Source organism: Pseudomonas gingeri (assembly GCF_013385635.1).
GTDB lineage: Bacteria > Pseudomonadota > Gammaproteobacteria > Pseudomonadales > Pseudomonadaceae > Aquipseudomonas > Aquipseudomonas gingeri_A.
Genome location: NZ_JACAPR010000001.1, coordinates 222,566 through 239,091 on the forward strand (window position 1 = coordinate 222,566; position 16,526 = coordinate 239,091).

Consider the following 16,526-nt stretch of genomic DNA (forward strand, 5'->3'; position numbering starts at 1 on the left):
GATCCTTGTGTCCTTGCGATTTTCGAAGGAACACAGTGATCCGGCTGGCGGCTGCGATGGCGGTACAGGAATAGTGATGACGGCCGGCGGATCACCTGGCCGTCATCAGGGATCGCTCTACAGGTCGGCTACGCTACGTTGCCACAGCGCATAGTAGACCCGTCCCGACTTCTGCTCGCGGTGCAGGCGCCAGTTGCCCGGCAGACCAAGGGTCGAGGGCGCGGTTTCGCTTTCGGTGTAGACCCAGGCGTCGTCCGCCAGCCACTGGCGTTCTTCCAGCAGGGCACAGACACCGGGCAGCAGGTTCTGGTTGAACGGCGGGTCGAGGAACACCAGGTCGAACGCCGTGGCCGTCTGGGTTTCCAGGTAGCGCAGGGCGTCGGCGGTCTGCACCTGACCGACGCTGCAACGCAGGGTGCCGAGGTGTTCGTGCAGGCTCGATACCGCCACATTGCTGGCGTCCAGCGCCTGGCCCATGGCGGCGCCACGGGACAAGGCTTCGAGAAACAGGGCACCGCTGCCGGCGAACGGGTCGAGCACCTTGGCCCCGGCGACATAGGGCGCCAGCCAGTTGAACAGGGTTTCGCGCACACGGTCCGGGGTTGGGCGCAGGCCCAGGACATCGGGAAAGCTCAGGCGTCGGCTGCGCCATTCGCCGCCGATGATACGCAACTGGTTCACGCCGTTATGCGTGTGTGCGGGTTTCTTGCTGGGACGGGATGAACTGGCCATTAATGCTCCGGAACCCCGAGTGGCTGCTCGGCGGGTTTGTCAGTCGGCGGCGGCAACGGCTTTTGCGGCACCGTGGGACCTGCGGTGACGACGATCATCTTGTCGACATCCAGGTGTTTGTTCATGGCCGCCTTGACCTGCTCGACGGTCAGCGCCTGGGTCTGCTGCATGAAATCTTCCAGGTAGTTCAGCGGCAGGTCATAGAAGCCCATGGAACCCAACTGGCCGACGATATCGCTGTTGCTGGCGTTGGACAGCGGGAAGCTGCCGGCCATTTCGCGCTTGGCATCGTCGAGTTCCTTCTGGGTCGGGCCGGACTTCAGGTAGTCGGCCAGGACTTCTTCAACCAGTTTGCGCGTGCCTTCGCTCATCTCGGCACGGGTCTGCAGATTGATCATGAAGGGGCCGCGGGCCTGCATCGGGCTGAACCCGGAGTAGATGCCGTAGGTCAGGCCGCGTTTTTCCCGCACTTCACTCATCAGGCGCGTACCGAAGCCACCGCCGCCGAGGATCTGGTTACCCAGGGACAAGGCCGCGTAGTCGGGATCGGCACGGTCGATGCCCATCTGCGCGAGCAGGATGGTGGTCTGCTTGGACGGGAACTCGATATGCCCGGTGCTGGGCTGCGGGTCCTTGGCCGGGGCGATTTTCGCCAGGGCCGGGCCTTTTGGCAGCGCGGCCGAGACCTGGGCGGTGAGGGCTTCGGCTTCGCCGCGCGAGAGGTCGCCGACCAGGGCGATCACCACGTTGCCGGCGGCATAGGCCTTGGCATGGAACGCCCGCAGCTGCGCGAGGGTGATCGGCGGGATGCTTTTTGCGGTGCCATCGCTGGAATGAGCATAAGGATGATCGCCATAAAGACGCTGGGACAGGTCCTGGCTCGCCAGTTTGCCGGGGTTCTGCTTCTGGAACTCGAAGCCGGCCAGCAACTGGTTCTTGATCCGGGCCAGGGAACCGGCCGGGAAGGTCGGCTTGCCGACGACTTCGGCGAACAGCTTCAGCGCCGGTTCGCGTTTGTCGGCAGCGCTGAGGCTGCGCAACGAGGCAATCGCCATGTCCTTGTAGGCACCGTTGCCGAAGTCCGCGCCGAGCCCTTCGAAGCCCTGGGCGATGGCACCGACGTCCTTGCCGGCCACTCCCTCATTGAGCATGGCGTTGGTCAGCACGGCCAGGCCGGGGACCTTGCCATCCTGGCTGCTGCCGGCGGCGAAGGTCAGGCGCAGGTTGAACATCGGCAGCTCGTGGGCCTCGACGAACAGCACCTTGGCGCCTTCGGCGGTGTTCCAGGTCTGCACGTTCAAGGTCCGGCGCGCCGGGGCCTTGTCGTCGAGTTCGGCCAGCGATTGCAGCTTGTGGCTCGACTTGGCGTCTTCCAGCACCTCGCTGGCCCGGGCGCTGCGGGTGTCGAGCAGGGACAAGCCCAGACTGCCCGTGGCAATGATCAGGGCCAGGCCGAGCAGCGTGAAACGGGAACCCTTGGGCGTGCTCATGGGCGGGTCTCCTCGGGCAATACATGGGCGACGCTGAGACGTTCGCGGATAAAGTAGGTGCGGGCGGCCTTCTGGATATCTTCCGGCGTCACGCTCTGCAGCTCGGCCAGTTCGCTGTCCATCAGTTTCCAGGAGAGGCCGACGGTTTCCAGCTGGCCGATGGCACTGGCCTGGCTGGTGATGGAATCACGCTCGTAGACCAGCCCGGCGATGACCTGGGCGCGCACGCGTTCGAGTTCCTCGGCGGTGGGCGGCTTGGTCTTCAACTGGTCCAGCAGGCGCCAGAGGCCGGCTTCGGTATCGGCCAGGGTTTTCTTCTTCTGCGTGTTCGGTGTCGCCGACAGGGTAAAGAGGCTGTCGCCACGGGTGTAGGCGTCGTAGCTGGCCGAGCCGCCGGAGATCAGCTCTTCGCCGCGTTCCAGCTGGGAGGACAGGCGGGCACTGTAGCCGCCGTCGAGCAGGGCGGCGATCAGGCGCAGCGCGTTGACCGCGCGCGGGTCCTGGGCGGTGGCGATGCTCGGCACGTTGAACCCGAGCATCAGGCTCGGCAGTTGGGTCTTCACGTGCAGGGTGATCAGCCGCTCGCCGGGTTCGTCCAGCTCGCGCGGGATCTTCGCCGGCGGCGTGTCCCGCCGCGGGATCGTGCCGAAATAGCGCTGGGCCAGGTTTTTCACCTCATCCGGGGTCACGTCGCCGACCACCACCAGGGTGGCGTTGTTCGGCACGTACCAGGACTGGTACCAGTGGCGCAGTTCCTCGACCTTCATGCGGTCGAGGTCGGCCATCCAGCCGATGGTCGGCGTGTGGTAGCCGCTGGCCGGGTAGGCCATGGCCTTGAAGCGCTCGTAGGCCTTGCCCATCGGCTTGTCGTCGGTGCGCAGGCGGCGTTCTTCCTTGATCACTTCGATCTCGCGGCTGAACTCGTCGGCCGGCAGGCGCAGGCTGGCCATGCGGTCGGCTTCGAGTTCGAAGGCAACACCCAGGCGATCGCGGGCCAGGACCTGGTAATAGGCCGTGTAGTCGTCGCTGGTGAAGGCGTTTTCCTCGGCCCCCAGGTCCCGCAGGATCAGCGAGGCTTCGCCGGGGCCGACTTTCTCGCTGCCCTTGAACATCATGTGTTCCAGGGCATGGGAAAGACCGGTCTGGCCCGGTGTCTCATAGCTCGAGCCGACCTTGTACCAGATCTGCGAAACCACCACGGGCGCGCGGTGATCTTCACGGACGACGACCTTCAAGCCGTTGTCGAGGGTGAACTCATGGGTCGGTTGTGGATCGGCAGCCAGGGCTGCAAGCGGCAGACAAAGCGTGCTGAGCAACAGGCCAGCGGCGCGGCGGGCTAGAGCATTCATTCGTTTTTAAACCTGTAGGACGGCCCGCTTGGTCTTAGCGTCGGCGGGCGAGGAGGTGCTAGGATACTGTGTTGCGCGCGAACAATCTGGTCAAAAAGCAGTCTGTTACGCATCAGAATATTATTTGCCGAAGCGCCCCCTTGGCGCGTCGCTACCTTGAGATAGCCGTCCTCCATGTTTGGTTCCAACGACGACAAGAAGACCCCAGCTGCGGCTGGCGAGAAAAAAAGCCTGTTCGGATGGCTGCGCAAAAAGCCGCAGGAAGCCGTCGTCGAACAGCCACAAGCCCAAGCTGAAGCCGCACCGGCCCCGTTGGTCGAAACCGCCCCGGTCGCCGTCGAGCCGTTGCCGCGGGTTGCGCCGCTGATCGAACCCGCGCGGGTCGAAGTCGCTGCGGCGCCCGAGCCATGGCTGACCCTGCCAGTGGCCGAAGAGCCGGTGGCACTGGTTGAAGATGTGCGGGCCGAACATCTCGTGCCGCCGATTCCACCGGTGGCTGAAGTCGTCGCGCCCACACCGTTCGTCGTGGCGCCGGAGCCGACGGTGGTGTCCGTGGTGCAGCCGGCGGTTGTCGAGGCACCTGCGCCGGTTATCGTTCCTGTAGTCGCCCCCGCCCCGGTAGCGTTTCCCGAGCCCGAGCCCGAGCCAACGGCCACGCCGGTTGCCGAGGAAGCCAGGGCCGGCTTCTTTGCCCGCCTCAAACAGGGCCTGTCGAAGACCAGCGCCAGCCTTGGCGAAGGCATGGCCAGCCTGTTCCTCGGCAAGAAGGCCATCGACGATGACCTGCTCGAAGAACTCGAAACCCGCCTGCTGACCGCCGACGTCGGCGTCGAAGCCACCGGCGTGATCATCCAGAGCCTGACCCAGAAGGTCGCGCGCAAGCAGTTGACCGACAGCGATGCGCTCTACAAGTCGCTGCAGGCCGAGCTGGCCGCCATGCTCAAGCCCGTCGAGCAGCCGCTGCGGATCGACACGCGGCACAAGCCTTTCGTGATCCTGGTCGTCGGTGTCAACGGCGCGGGCAAGACCACCACCATCGGCAAGCTGGCCAAGAAGCTGCAACTGGAAGGCAAGAAGGTCATGCTGGCGGCGGGCGATACCTTCCGCGCCGCCGCGGTGGAGCAATTGCAGGTCTGGGGCGAGCGCAACAGTATTCCGGTGATCGCCCAGCACACCGGCGCCGACTCGGCTTCGGTGATCTTCGATGCGGTGCAGGCGGCCAAGGCCCGTGGCATCGATGTGCTGATCGCCGATACCGCCGGACGCCTGCACACCAAAGACAACCTGATGGAAGAGTTGAAGAAGGTCCGTCGGGTCATTGGCAAGCTCGACGCCGACGCGCCGCACGAAGTGCTGCTGGTGCTCGATGCCGGTACTGGGCAGAACGCCATCAACCAGGCCAAGCAATTCAACCAGACGGTCCAACTGACCGGCCTGGCATTGACTAAGCTCGATGGCACCGCCAAGGGTGGGGTGATCTTCGCCCTGGCCAAGCAGTTTGGCCTGCCGATCCGCTACATCGGTGTCGGTGAAGGCATCGACGATCTGCGTACCTTTGAAGCCGAGCCCTTTGTCCAAGCCCTTTTCGCCGAGCGGGAGCGTTCATGATTCGTTTCGAACAGGTCGGTAAACGCTATCCGAACGGTCACGTCGGCTTGCATGAGCTGAGCTTTCGGGTGCGTCGTGGTGAATTCCTGTTTGTGACCGGGCACTCCGGCGCGGGTAAAAGTACTTTGCTGCGGCTGCTGCTGGCGATGGAACGTCCGACCACCGGCAAGTTGCTGCTGGCCGGTCAGGACCTGGGCCAGATCAGCAATGCGCAGATTCCCTTCCTGCGTCGGCAGATCGGCGTGGTGTTCCAGAATCACCAGCTGCTGTTCGATCGCACGGTGTTCAATAATGTCGCCTTGCCGTTGCAGATCCTCGGCCTGTCCAAGGCCGAAGTCGCCAAGCGCGTGGATTCTGCCCTGGAGCGTGTGGCGCTGTCGGACAAGACCGACCTGTATCCCGGCGACCTGTCCACCGGCCAGCAACAGCGCGTGGGTATTGCCCGGGCCATCGTCCACCGCCCGGCATTGCTGCTGGCGGACGAGCCGACCGGTAACCTCGACCCGCGCCTGGCCGCGGAAATCATGGGGGTGTTCGAGGATATCAACCGCCTCGGCACCAGCGTGCTGATCGCCAGTCACGACCTGGCGCTGATCGCCCGCATGCGCCATCGCATGCTGACCCTGCAGCGTGGTCGATTGATCGGCGACGGGGAGGCCGGCGTATGAGTGCGACCCGCAGCCCGAAAGTGGCCGAACGCGTGGCTCCGAAAGCCTCCGATCAGCAGCCGCCGAAGAAGAAACGCGACGAAGACGACGGCCCGGACTTCAGCACCCTGCTGCACGCCTGGATCGAAAGCCATCGTGCCAGCCTGCTGGACAGCCTGCGCCGCCTGGGCAAACAGCCGATCGGCAGCTTCTTTACCTGCCTGGTGATGGCCGTGGCCCTGAGCCTGCCGATGGGCTTGTCGCTGCTGCTCAACAACGTCGAGCGCCTGGGCGGCTCCTGGCAGCGCGCGGCACAGATTTCGCTGTACCTGCAACTGGACGCCAGCGCAACGGAAGGCGAGAGCCTGAGCGAGCAGATCAAGGCCATACCGGGCGTGGCGGATGCCGAGTTCATCAGCAAGGAAAAAGCCCTGGACGAGTTCCAGCAGCAGTCCGGGCTGGGCGAGGCGCTCAAGGAACTGCCGCAGAACCCGCTGCCGGGCGTGGTCCTGGTGACGCCGAACGAGGTCGACAAGGCGACACTGGAAGCCTTGCGCCAGCGCCTGTCCGAGTTGCCCAAGGTGCAACAGGCCCAGTTGGACCTGGTCTGGGTAGAGCGTCTGGCGGCAATTCTCAAGCTGGGCGACCGGTTTGTCTTCGGCCTGACGGTGCTGCTGGTTTCTGCATTACTTTTGGTGATAGGCAATACCATTCGTCTTCATATTGAAAACCGCCGCACCGAGATCGAAGTGATTAAACTGGTGGGCGGAACGGATAGTTATGTGCGTAGGCCGTTTCTGTACATGGGCGCGCTTTATGGCTTCGGTGCAGGAATTCTTTCCTGGGGCGTCCTGGCTTTCGGCCTCAACTGGCTGAACGAGGCGGTTGTCGGGCTGGCCGGCCTGTATGGCAGCGATTTCGCTCTGGCGGGCGTGCCGTCTGCCGATGGTCTGTCGCTCTTGCTTGGCGCCGTGCTGTTGGGGTATATCGGTGCTTGGATTGCGGTCGCACGGCATCTTCGCGAGCTGGCGCCGAAATAGTTAATGTCAAATTAATGTGTTTTTGTTGGTATTGACCGTAATGGCTGCTCTTGGAACTTGTTCTGCGGTTCCCGGTCAATTTTCGCAGTGCTTCACTGCACGAGTCATGTGAGTCGGAGGTTTTTTCGTATGACCACTTCTTTGCAACCTGCCTATGCGCTGGTCCCGGGTGCGAACCTGGAGGCCTACGTCAATACGGTGAACAGCATTCCACTGCTGACGCCGGAGCAGGAGCGTGAACTGGCCGAGAGTCTCTATTATGAGCAGGATCTGGGGGCGGCTCGGCAGATGGTGCTCGCCCACCTGCGTTTTGTCGTCCATATCGCCCGTAGCTATTCCGGCTACGGCCTGGCCCAGGCTGACCTGATCCAGGAAGGCAATGTCGGCCTGATGAAGGCCGTGAAACGCTTCAACCCGGAAATGGGTGTGCGCCTGGTGTCGTTCGCCGTGCACTGGATCAAGGCGGAAATCCACGAATTCATCCTGCGCAACTGGCGGATCGTCAAAGTGGCGACCACCAAGGCCCAGCGCAAGCTGTTCTTCAACCTGCGCAGCCAGAAGAAACGTTTGGCCTGGCTGAACAACGAGGAAGTCCATCGCGTGGCGGAAAGCCTTGGCGTGGAGCCACGTGAAGTGCGCGAGATGGAAAGCCGGCTGACCGGCCAGGACATGGCGTTCGATCCGGCGGCGGAAGCCGACGATGACAGTGCGTTCCAGTCTCCGGCCAACTACCTGGAAGACCACCGCTACGATCCGGCACGCCAGCTGGAGGATGCCGACTGGAGCGAAAACTCCAACAGCAACCTGCACGAGGCCCTGGAAGTTCTGGACGAGCGCAGCCGTGACATCCTCTACCAACGCTGGTTGGCGGAAGACAAAGCCACGCTGCACGACCTGGCGCAGAAGTACAACGTCTCCGCCGAGCGTATCCGTCAGTTGGAAAAGAGCGCGATGAACAAGCTCAAGCTGTCGATTGCCGCGTAAGCACTCAAGGCAATAAAAAACGCCCCGATCTGATCGGGGCGTTTTTGTATGCAAGGGTCAAGTCTTGTGGTGCGGCTGAAGGCCCATTCGCGGGCAAGCCCGCTCCCGCAATGGGGAGCGTCGAACGCAGGTTTTGTGTACGCCCACGCCCCGTGGGAGCGGGCTTGCCCGCGAAGGCGTCCTTCCAGTCACCGCCATATCCGGGCTTATAGCGCCCACGGCGCCTTGCGTGAATTGTTCAGCCCCACCAGGTACTCATCGCCGCCCAGCTGGCTCATCTGCTGGCGAATCCAGCCGGCGCGACGGGCGACGTAGGTGCTCGGATGGCTGGCACTCCATTCCCGGGGATTGGGCAGCACCGCCGCCAGCAGGCTGGCCTGCTGACGCGACAAGGCCGCGGCACTGACGCCAAAGTGATGCCGCGCGGCGGCTTCGGCGCCAAACACCCCTTCGTCCCACTCGACGCTGTTGAGGTATACCTCGAGAATTCGTTGCTTGGGCCACATCACTTCGATCAGCGCGGTAAACCAGGCTTCCAGCCCCTTGCGCAGGTAACTGCGGCCGGACCAGAGGAACAGGTTCTTCGACACCTGCTGGCTGAGGGTGCTGGCGCCGCGGATCGAGCCGCCGCGCTCGTTATGGGCAAAAGCAGCCTGGATCGCACCGAAATCGAAGCCCCAGTGCTCGGGAAACTTCTGGTCCTCGCCGGCCATCACCGCCACCTTGAGGTCGTCGGAGATCTGGTCCCAGGATTTCCAGGTGCGTTGCAGGTCGATCGGCTCACCGTCGCTCCATGACTCGATCTTGCGCTCGACCATCAGCGCGGTGCCCGGTGGCGGCACCCAGCGGAACAGCAGCACCAGCAGTACGCTGGCGATGGCGAACCACTTCAGGGCGGTAGTGAGGCGACGGAAAAGAAAACGCAGCATAGAGATGGCTTGGCCGGGGCGTGGGAGCGGGCCATTATACAGACCCTGTGCCCCCTGAATGGAGTTCGTCATGCTGCGTGGTTTTCTGCTGCTCGCCGCGTTTTTCGGTTTCACCGGTGTCGCCCTCGGCGCCTTCGCTGCCCACGGCCTGAAGAACCGCCTGAGCGCGGACTACCTGGCGATCTTTCATACCGGCGTGACCTATCAATTGGTACATACCCTGGCGTTGTTCGGCGTCGCCTTGCTGGCGGCGCATATTCCCGGACGCCTGGTCACCTGGGCCGGTGTTTCATTCGCCATCGGGATTATCCTGTTCTCCGGCAGCCTGTACCTGTTGACCCTGACCGGTATCAGCAAGCTGGGGATCATCACCCCGTTGGGTGGGCTGGGCTTCCTGATCGGCTGGTTCTGCCTCGGTCTGGCCGCCTGGCGCTTGCAAGCGGCAGCTTGAGCGGATCGCCAGGTCGACGAATGGCTTGGGTCACCCGGACTGATCGGGCTAGAATGCTGGCCCCTAAAAATGATGGCAGCCCGGCGCATGCGCATTCAATTGAACGGTGAATCCTTTGAACTGCCCGACGGCGAAACCGTCGCGGCATTGCTGACCCGGCTCGACCTGACCGGGCGGCGGGTAGCGGTGGAGCTGAACCTGGATATCGTCCCGCGCAGCCAGCATGCCGGGACCGCCCTGCGTGAAGGCGATCAGGTCGAAGTGGTGCACGCCATCGGCGGCGGTTGAGCCAAACCCCGTGAAAACTACTGTGCTCGGTAATACTGCGTTAAAAACAGGCTCGGACTGCTCATTTACAGCCAGTAAACTCCGCGTCCTCGCCTGTTTTTGCCTTGTCTTCCCTTCGCTCGCTACGTTTTCACGCGGTTTTTTTGATCCACTCTGCAAGCCCTCAAACCTTTCAAGAGGATTTCCGAATGAGCACTGTTCGCAGCGACAAGCCCTTCGTGCTGGCCGGCCGTACCTTCCAGTCCCGCCTGCTGGTCGGTACCGGTAAATACCGCGATATGGAAGAAACCCGCCTGGCCATCGAGGCCTCGGGTGCCGAGATCGTCACCGTGGCCGTGCGCCGCACCAACCTGGGCCAGAACCCGGGTGAGCCGAACCTGCTGGATATCCTGCCGCCGGATCGCTACACCATCCTGCCGAACACCGCCGGCTGCTACGACGCCATCGAGGCCGTGCGCACCTGCCGCCTGGCCCGTGAGTTGCTGGACGGCCACAACCTGGTGAAGCTGGAAGTCCTGGCCGACCAGAAGACCCTGTTCCCCAACGTGATCGAAACCCTCAAGGCCGCTGAAGTGCTGGTCAAGGAAGGTTTCGACGTGATGGTCTACACCAGCGATGATCCGATCATCGCCCGCCAGCTGGCGGAAATCGGCTGTATCGCGGTCATGCCGCTGGCCGGCCTGATCGGCACCGGCCTGGGGATCTGCAACCCGTACAACCTGCAGATCATCCTGGAAGAAGCGAAGATCCCGGTGCTGGTGGACGCCGGTGTCGGTACCGCCTCCGACGCCACCATCGCCATGGAACTGGGTTGCGAAGCGGTGCTGATGAACTCGGCCATCGCCCATGCCCAGCAACCGATCCTGATGGCCGAAGCGATGAAGCACGCCATCGTTGCCGGCCGCCTGGCCTACCTCGCCGGCCGTATGCCGAAAAAACTCTATGCCAGCGCTTCCTCGCCGCTGGATGGTCTGATCAAGTAAGAGCCTTTGATGACTGAATCGAACGACACGCCCATTTCCACGGAAGACGGCGAAGAGCGCCAACACCGCCGCATCAAGAGTTTCGTGATGCGCGCCGGGCGCATGACCGAAGGCCAGCAGAAGGGCCTGGAGCAGGGTACGCCGCTGTTCGTCCTGCCGCTGGCCGATGCGCCGGTGGATTTCGACCAGGTGTTCGGCCGTTCCGCGCCGCGCTCCCTGGAAATCGGCTTCGGCATGGGCCATTCCCTGCTGGAAATGGCGGCTGCTGCGCCGGAGCAGGACTTTATCGGCGTTGAAGTGCATCGTCCGGGTGTTGGCGCGCTGCTTAACGGCGTGCTGACCCAGGGCCTGAAAAACCTGCGGGTCTACGACTGCGACGCCATCGAAGTGCTCAACCGCTGCGTGGCGGACAACAGCCTGGACCGGCTGATGCTGTTTTTCCCGGATCCCTGGCACAAGAGCCGCCATCACAAGCGCCGTATCGTCCAGGCTTCCTTCGCCGAACTGGTGCGCAGCAAGCTGAAGGTTGGCGGGATCCTGCACATGGCCACCGACTGGGAGCCCTATGCCGAATACATGCTGGAAGTGATGAACGTCGCGCCGGGTTATCGCAATCTGGCCGAAGACGGCCAATGCGTACCGCGCCCGGCGGAACGCCCGATCACCAAGTTCGAACGCCGCGGCGAGCGACTGGGGCACGGGGTCTGGGACCTGAAGTTCGAGAAGCTGGCCTGACGCCTATGGCTCACACCGCAACCCCTGTAGGAGCCGGCTTGCCGGCGATGGCGTCCGTCAGGTTGATGCAAGGCTTGCGGGCCTCATCGCCGGCAAGCCGGCTCCTACACTGAGCGCGTTAACCTTCTGAGTCAGCGCCGATCCGCCACCACCCCGATCAGCACCAGAACCACCAAAAGCACCGGCGCCAGGCTGTAGTTGTTGAACTGGCTCAGGCCCCGCACCACCCAGGGCGTGGCATAGATCAATGCCAGGCCGCTGCCGATCATGCACAGCAGGGCCAGCAGCGGCACGCGCAGGGCGCCGGCGATGCTGCCCAGGCGCTGATCGATCCAACCCTTGATATCCGCGCCAAACAGCACCAGCAGGCAGCCCACCAGCGCCAGGGAGATTTCCGATAGGTTGCTGCGGCTCCAGCGTGACACCGTGGCGAGCAGGTCGAGTACCAGGTCCATGGGGTTTCCTTAGGTCAAGAAGTATTGCAGCAGGTCATTGAGAAACAGCTGGCCGCGGGCGGTCGCCGCCAGGCGTGTGGGTTCGACCTGCAACAGGCCGCTTTGTTCTGCCTCGGCCCGCCCTTCGTTCAAGCTGTCGAGACCCAGCCCGGTGCGTTGCGCAAACAAGGCCGCATCGACACCCTCGGTCAGCCGCAGGGCATTCATCAGGAACTCGAACGGCAGCTCGTCGTTGCCCAGGGTTTTCTCCCCGGCCTTGAAGCTTTTGGCCGGGTTCAGGTAGTCCTTGGGCAGGCGGGTTTTCCAGGTGCGGATGATGCGTCCGTCCGGGTGGCTGAGCTTGCCGTGGGCCCCGGCACCTATGCCGATAAAGTCACCGAAGCTCCAGTAATTGAGGTTGTGCCGCGCCGGACGCCCGGGCTGGGCATAGGCCGAGACTTCGTACTGGACGTAGCCGTGGTCGGCCAGCAGGGCCTGTCCGGCTTCCTGGATATCCCACAGGGTGTCGTCTTCGGGCAGCGTCGGCGGTTGGTTCCAGAACACGGTGTTGGGTTCCAGGGTCAACTGGTACCAGGACAGATGCGTCGGCTTCAGCGCGATGGCCTGGCGCAGGTCGCCGAGGGCGTCTTCCAGGGATTGGTCGGGCAAACCATGCATCAGGTCCAGGTTGAAGTTGTCGAAGCCGGCCTGGCGCGCCATGTCCGCTGCCCGCACGGCTTCGCCGCCGGTGTGGATGCGACCCAGGGCCTTGAGTTTTTCTTCCTGGAAACTCTGGATGCCGATCGACAGCCGGTTGATCCCCAACTGCCGGTAGGCGACGAATTTTTCCTGTTCGAAGGTCCCGGGATTGGCTTCCAGGGTGATTTCGATATCGCTGGCGAACGGGATGCGCGCCTCGACACCCTTGAGCAGGCGGCCCAGCGCCTCGGCGCTGAACAGGCTCGGCGTACCGCCGCCGAAGAAAATCGAACTCAGTTCACGGCCATAAACGGCGTGCAGGTCCTGGTCGAGGTCGGCCAGCAGCGCGTCGACATACTCCTGCTCCGGCAGCACCGGGCTGGCGGCGTGGGAGTTGAAGTCGCAATATGGGCATTTGCGCACGCACCAGGGGATATGGACGTACAGCGCCAGGGGCGGCAATTGTGGCAAGGCCGCCCGAGGAGGTTGCGCACCGCCATGGATCAGCGGCTGCGCGGAAGAAGTCCGGGTCATTTCAGGCCCAGGCGTTGCCGCAGCAGGACCATGGCGCGGGCGCGATGGCTGAGCTGGTTCTTTTCCACGGGGTTCAGTTCGGCACTGGAGCAGTCGCGTTCCGGTACCCAGAACAGCGGGTCGTAGCCGAAGCCGTGGTCGCCGCTGGCGGCGGTCAGGATACGGCCGTGCCACAGGCCTTCACAGAGGATCGGCAACGGGTCGTCGGCATGCCGCACCAGGGCCAGGACGCAGACGAACTGGGCGCCGCGCTCGGCCTGCGGGACATCCTTGAGGGCGTCCAGCAGCTTGGCGTTGTTCGCCGCATCGCCCTGGCCGTCGGCGTAGCGGGCCGAGTAGATGCCTGGCGCACCGCCAAGGAAGTCCACGGCCAGGCCGGAGTCGTCGGCCAGCGCCGGCAAGCCGGAAATGCGTGCGGCATTGCGGGCCTTGAGGATGGCGTTCTCGACGAACGACAGGCCGGTCTCTTCCGGCTCGACGCTGCTGAACTCGCCGATCGAGCGCAGTTGCACCGAGTCGCCGAGCATGGCCTGGAGTTCTTTGAGTTTGCCAGCGTTATGGCTGGCCAGTACCAGTTGGGTGAAGTTCATCATTCGCTTGGGAAAAGCTCTTGGTTGAAGCTGAATTTATGGGTCTGGCCGCCAGCGGTGACCGCGATCTCGAAAGTCCGGATTTCCTGCTGGGGAACCGGATACTGGGCGATATAGTAGACCGCGCCCTGCTCGGTGATCTGCTTGAAAGTCAGCGGCAGGCTGTTGCTGGTCAGGTCCTTGATGGTGCCGCTGACCTGGGCAACCAGCGGTTTGTCGCCCTTGAGCACGGAAATATTGATCACGCCCTGATTCTTGCTGCGGATCAGCTCGGCAGCCTTGGCGATATCCGGTTGCAGGTAGGTGGAGTTGAAGGTGTTGTAGTGCACGGTGGTGTCACCGAACACTTCCTGACGCTCGCCCTTGATGATGTCGGCGGCCATGGCCGAGACACCCAGGCAGGCAGTCAGCAGGAAAATTGCCAGACGACCCATGATCATGCTCCTTGAAGTCACGTGATTCATACCGCGATCTGGTGTTCCAGCAGGCCGGGGCTGCTGACGCGGTAGATGCCGATCTCACCTAACAGATTAGGCCATAGCTTGCTTGCCCACCCATGGCGGTGCTGTTGATCCACGGCCAGCCGATCAATGACCTTGGCTTCACGTTCGCGACACAGCGCTTCGAAGTCTTCGAAGGTGCAGAAGTGGATGTTCGGCGTGTTGTACCAGGTGTACGGCAGGAATTCCGAAACCGGCATCCGGCCCTTGCTCGCCAGGTACCAACGGCAGCGCCAGTGACCGAAGTTGGGGAAGGTGATGATGCACTGGCGTCCGACCCGGAGCATTTCGTCGAGGATCTTGTCCGGGTAATGCACGGCCTGCAGGGCCTGGGTCATGACCACGACGTCGAAGCTGTTGCTGGCGAAGTTGCCCAGGCCCTTGTCCAGGTCCTGCTCGATAACGTTGATGCCCTTGGCCACGCACTCGGCGATGTTGTCCGGGTCGTTTTCCAGGCCGTAGCCGGTGACCTGCTTGTTGTCGCGCAGCCAGGTCAGCAGTTCGCCATCACCGCAACCGAGGTCGAGCACGCGGCTGCCGGCGGGGATCCACTCTTGGATGATTTCCAGGTCGGCTCTCATGGCGTTCTCACACTTCAACTCGGTTCATGTAGTTACCGAATGCCTGCAGATAACGCGGGATCGGAATCAGGAAGGCGTCATGGCCTTGCGGAGCATCGATTTCCAGGTAGCAGACATCCTTGCGGGCCGCCATCAGCGCGTCGACCAGTTCCCGCGAACGGGCCGGGGAGAAGCGCCAGTCGGTGGTGAAGGACATCACGCAGAACTTGGCCCGGGCGTTGGCGAAGGTCTTCGCCAGGTCGTCGTCGAAGTTCGCCGCCGGATCGAAATAATCCAGGGCCTTGGTCATCAGCAGGTAGGTGTTGGCGTCGAAGCGCCCGGAAAACTCTTCACCCTGGTAACGCAGGTAGCTTTCGACCTGGAACTCCACGCTGTGGAAGTCGTAATTGAGCTTTTCACTCTTGAGCCCACGGCCGAATTTCTCGCCCATGGAGTCGTCGGACAGGTAGGTGATGTGCCCGACCATCCGTGCCAGCATCAGGCCGCGCTTGGGGATCACGCCGCGTTCCTGGAAGGAGCCGCCATGGAACTCCGGATCGGTGAGGATCGCCTGGCGTGCCACTTCGTTGAAGGCGATGTTCTGCGCCGACAATTTCGGCGCCGAGGCGATAGCCAGGCAATGGCGCACGCGATCCGGGTAGGTGATGGTCCATTGCAGGGCCTGCATGCCGCCCAGGCTGCCGCCGATCACCGCGGCCCATTGGCCGATGCCCAGGCGGTCGGCGAGACGGGCCTGGCTGTGGACCCAGTCTTCCACGGTCAGCACCGGGAAGTCGGCGCCGAAGGGTTTGCCGGTCTCGGGGTTGATGCTGCTCGGGCCAGTGGAGCCGTTGCAGCCGCCGAGGTTGTTCAGGCTGACGACGAAGAATTTGTTGGTGTCGATAGGCTTGCCGGGGCCTATGCAACTGTCCCACCAGCCGGGCTTGCGCTCGTCGGCGCTGTGATAGCCCGCCGCGTGATGATGGCCGGACAGGGCATGACAGATCAGCACGGCGTTGTTCGCCGTGGCGTTGAGGCTGCCGTAGGTTTCGTAGATCAGGTCGTAGGCGGGCAGGGAGCGACCGCAGGCCAGGGCCAGGGGTTCGCTGAAATGTGCCGTTTGCGGCACGACCAGCCCGACGGAATCGTGGGGAAAGACAGTGGACATCAACCCTGCTCACGCTTGAATGAGGCGTAAGTCTAATGAGCGGGGGGGTTAGCGGCAAGCAGGGAGACCGCAGTGTGTACTGCTGGCGGCTGTATGAACATCGTGGGAGCCGGCTTGCTGGCGATAGCGGCGCGTCAGGCGACAATGATGTCGGCTGTCAGACCGCAATCGCCAGCAAGCCGGCTCCCACGAGGCAGGGTGGGATCAGATCAACCGGAACAACACCTCAGGCATGCCGCTCATCACCGCCAGCGGTGGAATCACGTAGCTCTGCAGCAACTGGATGACCAGGAACGCGAGGATCGGCGAGATATCCAGCCCACCGAGGTTCGGCACGATCTTGCGGAACGGCGCCAGGGCCGGCTCGCTGATCTGGAACACCAGCTCGGCCGCCGGACTGTGGCTGCCCGGGGCGACCCAGGAAAGGATCACGCTGATGATCATGGCGAAGAAGAACACCTTGAGGAACAGCGAGGTGACGCCGATGATCGCCCAGATCAGCAGGTAGCCGATATTGCCGGTCACGCCGTAGCTCAGCAGCAGGATCACCGCCATCAGCAGCATCTGCACGATGATCGCCAGCACCAGCGAGGACATGTCCAGGCCGAACAGGCTTGGAATGATCCGGCGCAGCGGCTTGAGCAGCGGCTGGGTGGCCTTGACGGTGAACTGGCAGAGCGGGTTGTAGAAGTTCGCCCGCACCAGTTGCAGGATGAAGCGCAGCAGAACCACCAACAGGTACAGGCTGCCCAGGGTCTGGATGACAAAAATGGCAGCGCTATTGAGTGCAAACATTAAGTGTTCC

19 protein-coding genes are annotated in these 16,526 nt (G+C 63.1%); 8 read left to right on the forward strand and 11 right to left on the reverse strand.

Annotated features, from left to right (window positions below):
* Positions 1–117: 117 nt before the first annotated feature.
* The 3 genes from rsmD to HX851_RS01060 are packed head-to-tail and all read right to left on the reverse strand — an operon-like array spanning position 118 to position 3,571.
* The gene (rsmD, locus tag HX851_RS01050) at positions 118–732 is read right to left on the reverse strand and encodes a 16S rRNA (guanine(966)-N(2))-methyltransferase RsmD (protein ID WP_177064641.1); all 615 of its coding nucleotides are present in this window, start codon (positions 730–732) and stop codon (positions 118–120) included.
* Entirely contained in the window at positions 732–2,222 is a 1,491-nt protein-coding gene (locus tag HX851_RS01055) for a M16 family metallopeptidase (protein WP_177055942.1), read from the reverse strand. Before HX851_RS01055 ends, rsmD begins: the two co-directional genes overlap by 1 nt.
* Entirely contained in the window at positions 2,219–3,571 is a 1,353-nt protein-coding gene (locus tag HX851_RS01060; RefSeq protein ID WP_177055944.1) for a M16 family metallopeptidase, read from the reverse strand. The genes HX851_RS01055 and HX851_RS01060 overlap by 4 nt, the downstream gene beginning before the upstream one ends.
* Before the next feature lie 174 nt (positions 3,572–3,745).
* Here HX851_RS01060 and ftsY point away from each other — a divergent pair, with 174 nt between their 5' ends.
* The 4 genes from ftsY (at position 3,746) to rpoH (ending at position 7,850) form a co-directional block, all read left to right on the forward strand.
* Positions 3,746–5,179 carry a signal recognition particle-docking protein FtsY gene (gene ftsY, locus HX851_RS01065; protein ID WP_177064642.1) on the forward strand — a complete coding sequence of 478 codons (1,434 nt, stop codon included), beginning with the start codon at positions 3,746–3,748 and terminating at the stop codon, positions 5,177–5,179.
* Positions 5,176–5,847 (forward strand): cell division ATP-binding protein FtsE, encoded by a 672-nt coding sequence (ftsE, locus tag HX851_RS01070; RefSeq protein ID WP_017124871.1) that lies wholly within the window; start codon positions 5,176–5,178, stop codon positions 5,845–5,847. The genes ftsY and ftsE overlap by 4 nt, the downstream gene beginning before the upstream one ends.
* Positions 5,844–6,866, forward strand: coding sequence for a permease-like cell division protein FtsX (gene ftsX / locus HX851_RS01075; protein ID WP_177055948.1), 1,023 nt, complete (start codon positions 5,844–5,846; stop codon positions 6,864–6,866). The genes ftsE and ftsX overlap by 4 nt, the downstream gene beginning before the upstream one ends.
* A gap of 129 nt (positions 6,867–6,995) precedes the next feature.
* Positions 6,996–7,850: an RNA polymerase sigma factor RpoH gene (gene rpoH, locus HX851_RS01080; RefSeq protein WP_017124869.1), complete on the forward strand. Its 855-nt coding sequence runs from the start codon at positions 6,996–6,998 to the stop codon at positions 7,848–7,850.
* Positions 7,851–8,056: 206 nt separating this feature from the next.
* Here rpoH and mtgA read toward each other — a convergent pair whose 3' ends face one another.
* Complete coding sequence (gene mtgA, locus HX851_RS01085) at positions 8,057–8,779, reverse strand: monofunctional biosynthetic peptidoglycan transglycosylase (protein WP_177055950.1); 723 nt, start codon at positions 8,777–8,779, stop codon at positions 8,057–8,059.
* 70 nt (positions 8,780–8,849) lie between these two features.
* Between mtgA and HX851_RS01090 the strand changes: the two genes are divergently transcribed.
* From HX851_RS01090 to trmB, 4 genes are all read left to right on the forward strand, one after another.
* Positions 8,850–9,230, forward strand: a complete 381-nt coding sequence (locus HX851_RS01090; RefSeq protein WP_177055952.1) for a DUF423 domain-containing protein — start codon at positions 8,850–8,852, stop codon at positions 9,228–9,230.
* Between the two features lie 87 nt (positions 9,231–9,317).
* On the forward strand, positions 9,318–9,518 hold the full coding sequence (gene thiS, locus HX851_RS01095) for a sulfur carrier protein ThiS (RefSeq protein WP_177055954.1): 201 nt from the start codon (positions 9,318–9,320) through the stop codon (positions 9,516–9,518).
* A gap of 188 nt (positions 9,519–9,706) precedes the next feature.
* Complete coding sequence (locus tag HX851_RS01100; RefSeq protein ID WP_017124865.1) at positions 9,707–10,501, forward strand: thiazole synthase; 795 nt, start codon at positions 9,707–9,709, stop codon at positions 10,499–10,501.
* A gap of 9 nt (positions 10,502–10,510) precedes the next feature.
* Complete coding sequence (trmB, locus tag HX851_RS01105; RefSeq protein ID WP_177055956.1) at positions 10,511–11,236, forward strand: tRNA (guanosine(46)-N7)-methyltransferase TrmB; 726 nt, start codon at positions 10,511–10,513, stop codon at positions 11,234–11,236.
* Positions 11,237–11,367: 131 nt separating this feature from the next.
* On the opposite strand, the gene HX851_RS01110 is transcribed toward trmB, so the two are convergent.
* The 7 genes from HX851_RS01110 to HX851_RS01140 form a co-directional block, all read right to left on the reverse strand.
* Positions 11,368–11,691 (reverse strand): DUF3392 domain-containing protein, encoded by a 324-nt coding sequence (locus HX851_RS01110; RefSeq protein ID WP_177055958.1) that lies wholly within the window; start codon positions 11,689–11,691, stop codon positions 11,368–11,370.
* 9 nt (positions 11,692–11,700) lie between these two features.
* On the reverse strand, positions 11,701–12,903 hold the full coding sequence (gene hemW / locus HX851_RS01115; protein WP_256262313.1) for a radical SAM family heme chaperone HemW: 1,203 nt from the start codon (positions 12,901–12,903) through the stop codon (positions 11,701–11,703).
* Positions 12,900–13,496, reverse strand: a complete 597-nt coding sequence (gene rdgB / locus HX851_RS01120; protein ID WP_177055961.1) for an RdgB/HAM1 family non-canonical purine NTP pyrophosphatase — start codon at positions 13,494–13,496, stop codon at positions 12,900–12,902. The genes hemW and rdgB overlap by 4 nt, the downstream gene beginning before the upstream one ends.
* A complete protein-coding gene (locus HX851_RS01125) occupies positions 13,493–13,927 on the reverse strand; it encodes a DUF4426 domain-containing protein (protein ID WP_177055963.1) in 435 nt (144 codons plus the stop codon). The genes rdgB and HX851_RS01125 overlap by 4 nt, the downstream gene beginning before the upstream one ends.
* A gap of 26 nt (positions 13,928–13,953) precedes the next feature.
* Positions 13,954–14,574 (reverse strand): methionine biosynthesis protein MetW, encoded by a 621-nt coding sequence (metW, locus tag HX851_RS01130; protein WP_177055965.1) that lies wholly within the window; start codon positions 14,572–14,574, stop codon positions 13,954–13,956.
* Positions 14,575–14,581: 7 nt separating this feature from the next.
* A complete protein-coding gene (gene metX / locus HX851_RS01135; RefSeq protein ID WP_177055967.1) occupies positions 14,582–15,721 on the reverse strand; it encodes a homoserine O-succinyltransferase MetX in 1,140 nt (379 codons plus the stop codon).
* 204 nt (positions 15,722–15,925) lie between these two features.
* Entirely contained in the window at positions 15,926–16,516 is a 591-nt protein-coding gene (locus HX851_RS01140; protein WP_017124856.1) for a YggT family protein, read from the reverse strand.
* Positions 16,517–16,526: the final 10 nt, after the last annotated feature.